The following is a 13,166-nucleotide window of genomic DNA, read 5'->3' on the forward strand; positions in this document are numbered from 1 at the left end:
CAGGAGGACTACCGCTGCCAGGAGGACTACCGCCGCCAGGAGGACTACCGCCGCCATGAGGACTGCCCCGCCAGGGGACTACCCCCGCCAGCTGGACTACGCCTCCAGCAACCCCTGTCCCACGTACTCCCCCTTCGCCGCGCCCCCGGGCACCGCGAAGAGGCCGCTGGACTCGTGGCGGATGAACTTGGAGAGGGCGTCGCCGCGGTCCAGTTTGCGCTGGACGGTGACGAAGCCGCGGAGCGGGTCGGCCTGCCAGCAGACGAAGAGGAGACCCGCGTCGGGGACGCCGTCGGGGTCGATGCCGTCGTGGAAGGAGAACGGACGGCGGAGCATGGCCGCGCCGCCGTTCTGGTCGGGGCGGGTGATCCGGGCGTGCGCGTTGATCGGGACGAGGAGGTCGCCGCGGGAGTCGGTCTTCTCCAGGTCCATCGCCGTCGTCTCGGCCGCCTTCGTGCCCCCGCTCAGCGGCGCCCCGTCGGACTTCCGGCGCCCGATGACGTCCTCCTGATCCTTGAGTGAGAGCTGGTCCCAGTCGTCGAGGAGCATGCGGATACGGCGTACGACGGCGTAGGAGCCGTTGGCCATCCAGGCCGGGTCGCCGGAGGTGTCCGGTGTGGCGGACGCCGGTACGAAGATCCGCTCGTCGAAGTCGGACTCGGCCGGTTTGGGATTGCGGGTGCCGTCGATCTGGCCCATCAGGTTGCGTGCCGTCATGGGCTGGGCCGTGGCGCCCGGCGAACGGTTGAAGCCGTTCATCTGCCACCGCACCCGCGCCGCGCCGCCCGCGTCCTTCTGGATGGCGCGCAGGGCGTGGAAGGCGACGAGGCCGTCGTCGGCGCCGATCTGGACCCACAGGTCGCCGTTGCTGCGCGTCCGGTCGAGGTGGTCCGAGGAGAAGTCGGGCAGCGGGTCCAGGGAGTCCGGGCGCTGCTTCTCCAGGCCGGTACGGGCGAAGAAGCTGTGCCCGAAGCCGAAGGTGACGGTCAACGACGACGGCCCCGCGTCCAGGGCGATACCGGTGTCGTCCTGCACGGAGATCTCCCCGGCCATCAGCCGCCGGGCCGTCTCCGACCAGCGGCGCAGCAGCGCGGCCGCCTCCTTGCGACCGGCGCCGGCGGCGAGGTCGAACGCGACGAGGTGACCCCGGGCCTGGAGGGGCGTCGTGATCCCCGGCTGATGTTTCACGTGAAACGGGACCTCCCCGGCGCCCAGGGAGGACAGCGGAGTGACCTTCGAGGACGAGTCCGAGGTGGAGCCCGAGGAGGATGCCGCCGCGTATCCGGCGGCGCCGCCGGCCGCGCCCAGGGCGAGACCGGTCGCACCGGCGGTACCGAGGAGACGGCGCCGGGAGATCGTTCCGGCGGGCCGGGCGTCGTCATCAAGCCCTGGCTCAGAGGGACCTGATGGCGACTGAGGGGCAGGCTGAGGGGCCGGTTGCGGGGCCGGTTGCGGGTCCGACTGCGTAGCCGAACGAGGGTCCGACCGCGGGTCCGTCTCCGGGTCGCCCGTGGTCATTCGCGCGGTTCCCCGCCCGCTTCCCCGCCCGGCTCCCCGTGCGGCTGCTCGCGCCTCGCCGGGGGTGGAGCCGCCGTCGAGAGGGCGCTCGCCGGTGGTGTCGTTCTCCCCGGAGGGGCTCGTCGTGGACTGGTCAGACATGGTGGGTTTCAGCCGATCTTCGCGTTCTTGCTGACGGTCACCTGGTCGATGTCAGATGTCCGTACGGTGATCTCGATCTTCCAGTCGCCGGCCATGGGGATCTGTACGCCGTCCGCCGTCCAGTGGCCGGTGGTGACGCGGTCGGGGACGACGGGCAGGGGGCCGATCTCCTTGGCCTCCAGGGTGAAGGCGACCTTCACCTCGGGGACGTCGAAGGGCTTGCCGTCGGAGCTCTGGACGTAGACGTGCATCTCGTTGGCGCCCACGCGCGCGGGGTCGATCTGCAGCCGCGCCACGCCCTGGCCGTTCTTGCCGCCCGTGTCGAACGACATGTCGAGCGCCAGCGCCCCCGACGTCTCGTCCTCCTGCGTCACGGCCGCGTTGGCCGCCTTGGCCTCCTCCACCGTGCGCCCCGGCTCCGCGGCCGTCAGCACCGTGGTGACGGCGAGGAGCACGACGGCGACGCCGGCCTCCGCCAGCACCGAGCGGCGCAGCCCCGTACGGCCCGGGTCGGCGTTCCGTATCCGCTTCTCGCGCGCGTTCGTCATCGCGGCCCGCTGCCTGGCGAGCTGGGCTGCCCGCTCGGAGCCGTCGCCGGTGGCGCGTCCGGAATCACCGTCGGCAGCCCCCGTGGAGCCACCGTCGGCAGCCCCCGTGGAGCCACCGTCGGCAGCTCCCTCGGTACCAGCACCGGCGCCCTTTGAACCGCCGCCGGTGGCGTGCGCGGCCGCCGGCTCCTTCTCCGCCACGGCTTCCGCTACTTCCGAGGCTTGCGAGGCTTCCGTTTCCACTTCTACGGCGGCCGGCGCATCCGCCAGCTGTGCGGTCCAGCGGCGTGAGATCCACGCGATCCCGACGAGTACGGCGACCAGGCCGATCTTCACGAGGAGCAGTTGCCCGTACGACGTACCGGTCAGCGCGGACCAGGTGCCGACCTGCCGCCACGACTGGTAGATCCCGGTCGCGGTCAGCACGAGCACGCTGCCGAACGCGACCCGCGAGAACCGCCGTACGGCAGCGCTCTCTATCTGGGCGTCGGCGGGTGCCCGGAACAGTGCGACGAGCAGGGTCGCCAGGCCGCCCAGCCAGGCGGCGACGGCGAGCAGGTGCAGGACGTCCAGGGGCATCGAGATGCCCGTCTGGATGCCGGTCGAGGCGTGCTCGGCCATCGCCCAGCTCGCGGCGAGCCCGGCGGCGACCACGCCCCCGCCGATGGCGAGCCCGAAGGTCAGGTCCCGCCTGAGGGAGTCGGCGTCGGCCTCGGCGTCCTCTTCGTCCTCCGCCGAGGCGCCCTCCAGGGAGGTCTCCCCGTCGTGATGGACCGCGGCCTCGTTCTCCTCCACGCTCTCGACCTCCTCGACCTCCTCCTCGTCCCGTCGCGCGTACGCCCCGAACAGCACCGCGATGAAGAGTGCCGCCGCGGCGAGGAGGAGCAGGCGGGAGACCAGGGCCGCGCCGGTCTTCGTCTGGAGGACCTGGCCGAGGAGGTCCAGGTCGAAGACGTCGCCGAGCTTGCCCGAGCCGGTGTAGGAGCCGCGCAGGAGCAGCATGGCGAGGGTGGCGGTGGTCAGCGTGAGCCAGCCGGACACCACGAGCCGTTGCACGGGCCGTACCCCGGCCCCGCGCTGCCAGCAGGCCAGCACGAAGGCCGCGCCGCCCACCAGCAGGATGAAACCGGCGTACGAGAGGTACCGCCCGAACCCGTACAGGCCGCCGACGATCCCGCCTCCGACGGCCTGCTCGGGTACCGCGACCGTCGTCTTGGAAGGCGCCCCCACGGAGAAGGTGAAGGCGCCGGAGACGGGGTGGCTGTCCGCCGAGACGACCTGGTAGGTGACGGTGAACGTGCCCTCGGGCAGGCCGGAGTGCAGCCCCACCCCGTAGCTGTTGCCGCCCAGGTCGGTGACCTTGCCGGTGTCGGCCTGCTTGCCCTTGGGGTCGTAGACGCGTACCGACCCGTCGGACATCGCGACCTTCTCGGAGAAGGTGAGCGACACCTGGGTCGGGGCCTCCTGGACCACCGACCCCTGCTGTGGGTCGCTGCCGGTCAGCGCGGCGTGCGCGGAGACGGGCCCTGCGCCCGCGAGCAGCGCCGCGAAGGTCGCGAACAACAGCAACAGCAATGGCCTCAACCGGCTCAACGGTGCTACCTCCCTCAGTGCCCGCCGGTCGGCTGGTACGTCGCCGACTTGACGGGCATCTCGACCGTGATGGCCTCGGACTTGGTGAAGTTCAGCCGCAGGGACACCGTCTCGCCTTCCTTCGGCTTGCGCTTCAGGTTCTCGAACATGAGATGGTTTCCGCCGCTCTTGAGGACGAGTTCGCCGTCGGCGGGGATCTTCAGGGCCGCGACCTCCCGCATCGACTGCCCGGTCGTCTCGTGGACGGTGATGTCCTGGGCGATGTCGCTGGTGACGGAGGTGAGTTCGTCCGCCGTACCGCCGTCGTTCTCGATGACGAGGAAGCCCGCGGCCATGGAGTCCGTGACGGGCTGCGGCATGTAGGCGGACTTCACGGACAGCTTCGCGGCGGATGACGAACCGGCGGAATCGGTGGAATCGGTGGAACCCGAACCCGACGATCCGCACCCGCTCAGGACGAGTGCGGTGGCGACGACGGCACTGGCGATCACGCCCGGCCCCATGCCCCGACGCCTCACGGGTTCTCGCCCTTGAGCAGCTTCGGCAGGTCCTTCTCGTAGTCCTGCACGGTCGCGTCCTCGCCGTACAGCACATAGCCCCCGTCGGTGTTCGGTGAGAACGCGATGACCTGGGTGCCGTGCTCGGAGACGGTCTTGCCGTTCTTGTCCTTCGTGGGCGGGGCGATGGAGATGCCGAGGGTGCGGGCGCCGGCCTGGATCTTGTCGAAGTCGCCGGTGAGGCCGACGATCTCCGAGTCGATGCCCTTGAGCCACTTGCCGAGCTCGGCCGGGGTGTCCCGCTCCGGGTCGGTGGTGACGAAGACGAGGCGGAGGTTCGCCAGCTCCGCCTTCGACAGCTTCTTCGCCACGTCCTTCTTCGCGACCGCGAGGTTGCTCATGGTCAGCGGGCAGACGTCGGGGCAGTTGGTGTAGCCGAAGTAGATCAGCGTCGGCTTGCCCTTGGTCTCCTCACGGAGGTCGTACGACTTGCCGTTGGTGTCGGTGAGGACCAGGTCCGGCTTGGTGAACGGCTGGTCGAGGACCGTCGCCGCCTTCGCCGGACCCGTGCCGGAGACCTCGGCGACCGACGTCGTGGAGTCGTCGCCCGTGCCGCAGGCGGAAAGGGTGAGGACGGCCGCGACGAGCAGGGCGCCGGCCGCGAACGTCTTCTTCTTCGTGTTCGTGCGCATAGAGAAATGTCCCAGATGGTCGAGCCCCGGCGCGCACGGGGGCGTACGCCGTCCGCGTGCGCGCCGAGGGGCAAGGCGGGGGTAGCCGGAGGCCGGGGCCTCAGGCGTTCGTGCGCCGACGGCCGGCCAGGACGCCGTACGCCACGCCCGCGGCACCGACGACGATGCCGACGATGCCGAGCACGCGGGCGGTGGTGTCGCTGGTGTCGGCGGGCGCGGCGGCGGTCTCGTTCGAGGCGGCTTCGGCGTCCTCGGCGTCCTCCGACTTGTCGGAAGCGGTGGATGAACCGGACGAACCAGATGAACCGGACGACCCGTGGTGGTCTTCGGACGCGGCGGACAGCGCGAGGACGGGCGCCGGGTTGTCGGGCTCCTCCTGGCCGTCCTGCTGGACCTCGATCCAGCGGACCACTTCCTTGTCGGAGTAGGTCTGGATGGCCTTGAAGACCAGTTCGTCGGTGTCCTCGGGGAGCTGGCCGACGGAGACCGGGAACTTCTGGAAGAAGCCCTTCGCGATGCCGTCGCCGGTGGCGGTCCAAGTGATCTTGGAGACGGCCTCGTCGATCTGCTCGCCGTGCAGTTCGACCGGCTTGTCGAGCTTGGCCTTGGTGACCTGGATCTTCCAGCCGGGGATGGCCTCCGGCTGGGCCGAGGCGAGCGGGTGGTCGGTCGGGAAGTTCACTTCGAGCTTGGTCGTCGTGGCGTCGTCGCGCTCGTTGGGGACCTTGAAGTCGACGGTCGCGTAGCCGCCCTTGGCCGCCGTGCCTTCCGCCGCGACGCTGACGTGCGCGAACGCGGGGCCGGACAGGGTGAGGACGGCCGAACCGGCGAGGGCGCCGACGGCGGCGATACGAGAAGCCTTCATGACTGGTGACACTCCACAGTGAATGAGGGAGAAGCAAGGAAGAGGGGCAGCGCGCACAGGCGCGCCGCGTACGAGGGGACGCCGTACGACGGCGTCCTCTCCCTCCATGCGTGATGTGGAGTGAGCGTGCGCGTCGTGTCAGGCGGCCAGGGTGAAGGCGGGCGTGCCGCTCGGCGGGCCGCGTCGGATCAGCGTGTGCTGGAGCGCGGTCGTGCGCAGGGCGGCCGGTTCCGCGTACGCGGCGCGCGAGGCGCGCGCGAGGGCGTCCGGCGCGCTAGGGAGCCCGCACCGCAGGGCCCGCGCCAGCGCGAGCGCCCCCCGCAGGGACCGTACGAGTGGCTCGTGGGGCTCCATGGCCGCCAGCCGTACGAGGCGCAGCAGGGCCAGGTCGCCGTGGCGGAGGACCCAGCCGGCGGCGACGGCCGCGAGCACATGACCGAGCAGCATGGGCAGGGACGGCAGGAGGGCGGCGGCGGAGGAGTCCGCCGCGGTCGTCATGGCGTCCCCCGGGTGGTGCGCGGTGTGCGTGCCGCCGACCCCGGCGTCGACGAGGATCCGGTGCGCCCGCGCGGGGCTCAGGGCCGCCGCCGTGGTGCCGCACACGAAGCGGGCGGCGCGGTCGACGAGGACGGCGTCCATGGCCGCGGTCATGGTCTCGGCGGTCCTCGACGCGGCCGCCGTCCCGTGCTGGCCCAGCCCGAACAGGGTGTGCAGCACGGTCTGGCCCACGGCCAGCAGCGCCGCGATGCCCGGCAGTGAGCGTTCCCGTCCCGCCAGCGCGGCGGCGACGGCGAAGACACCGGCGAACCCGACACCCAGGCTCCACAGTGGGATCGTCGCGCACGAGCCGAGTGAGTGCCCGGCCCCGGCCAGCACGACGCAGACCGCGGCGAACACCGCGGCCCGCAGAACCCGGAGATCGCCTCCGGCGCGCGGCCGGCGCGGAGCGCGCGGCCGGCGTGGGTGGGGGGCAGTCATGGCGGGCTCATCATCGCACCGGGGCGCTCCGCTGGGTCGGGCGGGTTCACGGGGGGAGGTACGGGGAGAGGGGGGCCGGTGTTCAGGTGGGCGTCGGCGCCTCAGGGGGTGGGGTGTTTCTCACGTTTGGCGGGTGCGGACCGTGGGTGGCTGGTCGCGCAGTTCCCCGCGCCCCTATGGGAGTGAACCGGGGGTGCCGAAGTGGTGGGTGATTCGGAAGGGTTTGCTCCGCATACATCGATTGCGGGGTGTTCGCATCCGCCGTATGGGCGGAGAGACGGCTTCCGGGCGATTGCGCACGGCCCTCGGCGGCAATACGTAACGGTATGTCGAGCCGCGGCCGGGAGGCTGGAGCATGAGCATCTGGTGGTCACTCCATTTGCGGCGTGAAGCTGCGAGCGTGCCGCTCGCCCGGCGCCTGCTGCTCGGCACGATGGAGACCGCGGGCGTCGACCCTGACGTCTCCTACGACCTCTCCGTCGCCCTCAGCGAGGCCTGTGCCAACGCTGTCGAGCACGGTGGTGCGGCCCTGGCGGGCGGCACCACCGAGGCGTACCGGGTCACCGCGTACCTCGACGGCGAGAAGTGCCGTATCGAGGTCGCCGACTCCGGCCCCGGCTTCCCGCACCGCCACCCGGTCCGCCCGGCCCACACCGACGCCGAGAACGGCCGCGGCCTCTGCCTCATCCGCGAACTCGCCGACCACGTCCACATCGGCAACAAACCGGGCCGCGGCGGCGCGGTGGTCAGCTTCGACAAGATTCTGAAGTGGCGCGAGGACGCGCCGTTGGTGGCGGTGTAACGCCCGCACCACCACGCGTCTCTCACTCCCGTACGACCCGTACGACCCGTACGACCCGCAAGGCCCCGTAAGCCCCGTAAGACCCCGTCAGATCTGGTGCGGCTCCAGGTCTCTCCCCACCCGCTGCCAGGTACGGACCAGTGTGGTGACCGGATGGGCGCTGCCCAGCAGCTGGGACAGCCGGGCCGACGCCTCGCTCTGGAGCCGTGCGGCCTCCTCCTCGCGGCCGCCGTCCCGCAGGGTGATCGCGAGGTTGCCCGTGCCGACCAGCACATCGGGGTGGTCCGCGCCGAAACGCCGGCGCAGCCCTTCCACGGCCCGGCGTTCCCCGTGCTCGGCGCGCTCGTGCAGGCCCAGGTCGCCGTGGGCGTTGGCCAGGTTGAGGGAGGCGGACAGGACGGCCGGGTGGTCGTCCCCGAGGGTCGCGGCCAGGCCGTCGCGGGCGTGGCGGCTCAGTTCCTCCGCCCGCGCCGCGTTCCCGAGGACCCGGTGGTACATGGCGAGGTTGTTGAGGCAGTACATGGTGAAGGGGTGCGCGGCGCCGAACGAGTCCCGGTACCCGTCCAGTACCTCCTCGACCTGGCGGACCGCCCGCGCGGGACCCTCCTCGGGATCGGTGGCGAAGTAGTCCGCGGCGAGGTTGAGCCCGCAGGCCAGGACCTCGGGGATCGTGCTGCCGTAGCGGTCGTGGAAGCGGGCGTACGTCTGCCAGGTCTCCTCGGTGATCCGCAGCGCCTCGGCGGTACGGCCCGCCTTGCGCAGTGAGACGGCGAGGCTCTTGTCGGCCTGGAGGACCTCGGGCACGCCCGGGTTGAACACCTGCTCGAAGCCTTCGCGGACCTCGCGCAGCAGCTCGGCGGAGGTCCGGTAGTCGCCGAGGTCGCGCAGGTCGCGCGCGTGGTGCCCCTGGGTGGCGAGGGTGTAGGGGTGGGTCGGGCCCAGCAGCGCGGTGCGGCGGCGGACCGTGTCCTCGACGAGCCGGCGGGCGGCCTGGCTGTCGCCGGCCAGCCGGAGGTCGATGGCGAGGTTGTTGGCGGCGGAGAGCGTACGCGGGTGATCCTCGCCGAAGACCTCCGCGAAGCCCCGGTGGATCTGCGTGTCCAGCTCCAGCGCCTCCTTGAAGCGGCCCAGCGCCCGGTAGTCGGCGGCGACGCTGCCCGAGGCGATGAGGATGCTCGGATGGTCCTCGCCGAACAGCCGGCGCCGGCCGTCCAGGGTGGACTCGTCCATGGCGCGCGCCGCCTGGTAGTCGCCCTGGGCGCGCAGCACGTTGGCCAGCTGGAAGCGCAGGTTGAGGATCTGCTCGTCGTCCCGGTCCCCGAACGCGTCCGTCCACAGCTCGTGCAGCTTGGTGGCCAGGGTCCGGGCGGCGTGCAGTTCACCGCGCCTGCCCAGGTAGCGGACGCGGTCCACCATCAGCTGGCGTGGCTCCTCCTTGGTGCACTCACGGATGTTCGAGGGCGTCAGATGCGGCCAGATCACCTCGAGTCCGGGCCACTGCGCGGGATCGTCGACGGCACCCTCGCTCGGCCGGGCGGCGGCGAGGATGCCGTGCACCTCGTGCTGGGTCTCGATGTGCCGGCGATCGTCCAGGCTGTCGCGCACCGCCGCCTGCACCAGACGGTGCACCTGGATGGAGTTGTCGGCGGAGTCGACCTTGGCGAGGGCGAAGCGGTTCAGGGCCTGGGTGACGCGGCCGAGCATGTAGCGGGCGCGCAGGTCCCGGTCGTACGGGAGGAGGGCCTCGATCATCGCGTCGCTGCTGATCAGGGACATCGAGATGGGCTCGGCGGCGAAGAAGGCGCACAGTTCGAGGAGCCGGGCGGCGGCCGGGGACTCCTCGCGCAGCCGGGCGATGGAGATGTTCCAGGTGGCGCCGACGGAGGACGGGTACTCGACCGCGTCCACGGCCTCCTGCACCGACAGCACCCGGGTGGACTGCTCCCGCAGCTGCTCGATGTACTCCTGCACCGGCGTGGCCGTCGCCTCCAGCCAGGCCGCCGCCACCTCAACCGCCAGCGGCAGGTCGCCCAGCGCGTCGGCGACCCGGTCCGCGTCCTCCTCCCGCAGCCCGGGCACCCGGCGGCACAGGTGCTCCACGCTCTCCTCGCGGGTGAAGACCTCCATCTCCAGCGACTGGACCAGGGTCGAGGCGGGCCGGGCCCGGGTGGTGACCAGGATGTGGCCGTAGACATGGTCGGGCAGCGGCGCGTTCTGCCCGGGGAAGAGGTACAACCCGTGGTCGAGGTCGGGGACGTTGTCGAAGATCAGCAGCCAGCGCTCGCACGGATCGCCGTGCTTGAGGGCGTCCATGGCGGCCTCGGCGGCCTCCGCGACGTCGTTGCCGACGGGCAGGCCCAGCTCCTGGGCGAGCGCCGCCAGCTTCGGCGCCACCAGGTCCGGCTGTTCGGCGTCGATCCACCACACCAGGTCGTAGTCCGCCTTGAACCGGTGCGCGTACTCGCGGGCCAGCTGGGACTTGCCCACTCCGCCCAGACCGTGCAGCACCTGCGGCAGCCGCTGCCCGGAACGGCCGCTGACCAGGCGCTCGCGCAGCCGGTCCAGGATCGGCGAGCGGCCGGTGAACCACGGGTAGCGGGGCTGCACATTGGAGATCCGCGTACCCGTGTTGGGGAAGCGCGCGCCGCCGCCCGGCGGCGCCGGCAGGACGTCCGGGTGGTCGAGGCCGGTCAACAGCGTCGTGTACGCCCGCTGCTCGTCCAGCCGGGACAGGTCGATCGCGCCGCGGCCGGACTGCGGCAGGCTGAGCCGGACGTCGTCGACGCGTACCGCCACCGGCCGGTTGCGCGGCTGGCGCCCCCCGGCGTGCACGGCGTCGTCCCACGCCCGGCGGGCCCGCCGGGAGTTGAGGAAGGCGGGGGAGACCACGGCGAGCAGCCGCTCGGAACCGTCGCCCCGATCCGCGGCACCGACACCGACACCGGCACCGGTCCGGTGGTCGTCGTCGGGCGGCAGCGCGTCGGCGTCCTGCGGCAGCGCCCGGACGTCCATGGGAGTCACCTCGAAGCCGGCGTCCCGCAGCACCGACTCCAGCCAGTCCACCCACATCCGGTCCTCGGAGACGTGGTAGAGCACCAGCCGGGAGACCGGCAGCGGACGCCGCCGGGTGTACGCGGCCTTGTACCGGGCCCGCTTCTCCTCGCCGATCAGGGGCAGCCCGCCGACCCGCCCCTCGGTGATCACGGAGGTCACCCGCTCGCAGGCGCTCAGCATCGAGTTGGCGGCCTTCGGTGGGTCGCCGAAGGCCGCGAGGATCTCCTCGTAGGCGTAGTACGGCTGGTAGAGGACCTCCATCGACGACCAGTAGTCGGCCAGCCGCTCCCCGTCCAGGCCGGCCGGCAGCCCGGCGAAGCGCTCCCGGGCCAGCGCACGCCCCGCGTCGAGCTTGTCCTTCTCGCCGAGGTCGATGCGCATGGCGAGCGGCAGGATGCGGATGCCCTTGTGGCCGAACCGCTCCCGGATGTCCTGGGCGACGGCGGCGGCGCCCTCGATGCTCTGGCCGCTGAGGGTGTAGCAGACGACCAGGGTGTGGGGCATCTGCACGGTGCAGATGTCCGCGAGGTCGCTGAGGCCGGTACGGCTGTCGATCAGGGTGTAGTCGTAGTGGCGCCGCATGTCGGCGCGCATCCCGTCGAAGAACTGGCGGCCGCCGTAACTGGCGTAGAACAGCTCCCAGTCCAGATTGCCGACCAGCGGGTAGTCGTCGTGCCGGCGCCCGGCGGACAGGAAGTCCAGGCTGCCGCCCTCGGGGAAGGTCCAGTCGAGGGCGAGTGCGTGGGGCCGGACCCGCGCGTACCGGCGGTGCCAGTCGGGGGCGCGGTCGGGCAGGTCGCGCAGCGCCTGGCGCCGGTAGTCGTCGATGAGGTTGATCAGCCCCGGCGTCGCCCGGAGCATGGCGGGGTTGAGGAAAGGGTGGAAGAACTTGTGCAGGCCGGGGGCCTCCAGGTCCCAGTCGACGACCAGGACGCGGTGTCCGTTCGCGGCCAGGATCCACGCCACGTTCGCGAGCGTCATGGTCCGCCCGGTGCCGCCCTTGTAGGAGTAGAACGTGATGACCGTGCCGTTGCGGTTCTCCGTCATGCGCCTGCCGTCCTCCCGTCCGCCGTGTCCGACCTGCCGTGTCCGACCTGCCGTGTCCGACCTGCCGTGTCCGACCTTCCCTGTTCTGGCCCTTCTAGCCGCCCAGGTCCGCCGGGCCCCTCAGCCGCGGGGGTGCGGTGCGCGGGCCCTGAGGCGGATAGGTCCGCGCGTGTGCCTCGTAGGAGGCGACGGCCTGTTTCACGGCCGTCTGCAGTTCGTTCCCGAACGCGTCCAGGGTGCGCAGGCCGCCGTTGAGGGTCCGGTGTCCGTTGCCGTCCGTCGTCCGCGCGGCCAGGGCCTTGTCCGTGAGCGCCGCCAGCCTCTTCCCCCGCGTCGACCCGGCGTCGTCCTCGCACCGGGGGATCATCACGCTGATCCACGGCCGGTGCTCCTCGCCCAGCCGCTCCATCAGCTCCCGGCCCCTGGCGGAGCCCAGCGCCGACCGGTCCAGCAGCAGCAGGCCGGGCGCCCGGGGCGGGCCGGGGCCGAGGATGCGGTCGGCGTCCTTCTCGAAGTCCCCGACGTTGACCTTGTAGTCCATGGTGCGCACCAGGTCGGCCGCGTGTTCGCCGAGCGGCCGGGTCGACGCGGGGTGGTACGGGTTCCAGTCGCGCGGCAGCGGGCCGTAGCAGTCGGGTTCGCGGCCCGGGGGCAGTTCGGAGCGGGTGCACGCCAGGATCGAGATGTCGAACTCCGGCGGATGCCCCGAGGCCCCGAACGCGCTGGGCAGCGACTCGTACTCGTCGTACACCTGCCCCTCGTCCAGCTCGGTCTCCTTGGCCACTCGCACGATCTGCTTGGCCAGCCGGTACAGGGCCCGCTCGTACTCGTCGCGGAGATAACGGAGCTTGGTGAGCCCGTAGAACCCCTCCTCGGCGTAGTCCTGGCCGAAGGACACATGGTTGAACTGGAGATCCTTCGCCGTGTACGGCAGTTGGGCGAGTTCCACGGGCACCCATAACGCCGGGATGATCGCGTGCTCCCGGGCGGCACCGCCGCGCGCCCGGTGGCTGATCTGCCGCTGGGTGAAGGCCCACCACTCCCGGCCGCACTGCTCGCTGAGGAAGTAGCGCGGCGAGTACAGCGGCACGAAGACCTTGCAGCGGGCGAGGTTCACCGACAGCTCATCGGTCCACCGGGTGCCGACCGCCATGCTCTGGTCCAGAAAGCCGGCCCTCGCGCCCCGGGGCAGATCGGTCATCTGCATGATGTGGGCGCACAGCCCGTCATACAGCTTCTTCACCCATACGTCCGGATCGGTGTCCCCGGTGTCATTTCGCGGCGTGTGCGCATAACTGAGAAAGAAATAAGGGTTCCCGCCGCCCCTGACCGCATCTCCTCGCACCCATGCCCCCTGATGCCCGGTGACTTTCCTCAGTGTAGGAAGGGGGCAGGGGCACGTGGAATATGACGAACAGGCTCAATGTCGGA

9 protein-coding genes are annotated in these 13,166 nt (G+C 71.5%); 1 reads left to right on the forward strand and 8 read right to left on the reverse strand.

Translation table 11 applies throughout. The features are described 5' to 3' along the window. Positions 1-96: 96 nt before the first annotated feature. The 6 genes from efeB to I8N67_RS23715 all read right to left on the reverse strand — a co-directional run bounded on the left by efeB (position 97) and on the right by I8N67_RS23715 (position 6,832). A complete protein-coding gene (gene efeB / locus I8N67_RS23690; protein ID WP_372443789.1) occupies positions 97-1,659 on the reverse strand; it encodes an iron uptake transporter deferrochelatase/peroxidase subunit in 1,563 nt (520 codons plus the stop codon). Between the two features lie 8 nt (positions 1,660-1,667). After that, on the reverse strand, positions 1,668-3,800 hold the full coding sequence (locus I8N67_RS23695; RefSeq protein WP_200305248.1) for a copper resistance CopC/CopD family protein: 2,133 nt from the start codon (positions 3,798-3,800) through the stop codon (positions 1,668-1,670). Positions 3,801-3,814: 14 nt separating this feature from the next. After that, entirely contained in the window at positions 3,815-4,303 is a 489-nt protein-coding gene (locus I8N67_RS23700; RefSeq protein WP_200305250.1) for a copper chaperone PCu(A)C, read from the reverse strand. A gap of 11 nt (positions 4,304-4,314) precedes the next feature. Continuing rightward, the gene (locus tag I8N67_RS23705; protein ID WP_200305252.1) at positions 4,315-4,989 is read right to left on the reverse strand and encodes an SCO family protein; all 675 of its coding nucleotides are present in this window, start codon (positions 4,987-4,989) and stop codon (positions 4,315-4,317) included. 100 nt (positions 4,990-5,089) lie between these two features. Then, positions 5,090-5,854 (reverse strand): YcnI family copper-binding membrane protein, encoded by a 765-nt coding sequence (locus tag I8N67_RS23710; RefSeq protein WP_200305254.1) that lies wholly within the window; start codon positions 5,852-5,854, stop codon positions 5,090-5,092. Between the two features lie 138 nt (positions 5,855-5,992). Then, positions 5,993-6,832: a hypothetical protein gene (locus tag I8N67_RS23715; RefSeq protein ID WP_200305256.1), complete on the reverse strand. Its 840-nt coding sequence runs from the start codon at positions 6,830-6,832 to the stop codon at positions 5,993-5,995. 355 nt (positions 6,833-7,187) lie between these two features. Between I8N67_RS23715 and I8N67_RS23720 the strand changes: the two genes are divergently transcribed. Beyond that, entirely contained in the window at positions 7,188-7,634 is a 447-nt protein-coding gene (locus I8N67_RS23720; protein ID WP_200305257.1) for an ATP-binding protein, read from the forward strand. 87 nt (positions 7,635-7,721) lie between these two features. Here I8N67_RS23720 and fxsT read toward each other — a convergent pair whose 3' ends face one another. Both fxsT and I8N67_RS23730 read right to left on the reverse strand, forming a co-directional pair. Then, positions 7,722-11,735, reverse strand: a complete 4,014-nt coding sequence (gene fxsT / locus I8N67_RS23725; protein ID WP_200305259.1) for an FxSxx-COOH system tetratricopeptide repeat protein — start codon at positions 11,733-11,735, stop codon at positions 7,722-7,724. A 94-nt stretch (positions 11,736-11,829) separates the two neighbouring features. Next, positions 11,830-13,080 (reverse strand): TIR-like protein FxsC, encoded by a 1,251-nt coding sequence (locus I8N67_RS23730; protein ID WP_200305261.1) that lies wholly within the window; start codon positions 13,078-13,080, stop codon positions 11,830-11,832. Between the last annotated feature and the right edge of the window lie 86 nt (positions 13,081-13,166).

This window comes from Streptomyces adelaidensis (assembly GCF_016598475.1).
Taxonomy (GTDB): Bacteria; Actinomycetota; Actinomycetes; order Streptomycetales; family Streptomycetaceae; genus Streptomyces; species Streptomyces adelaidensis.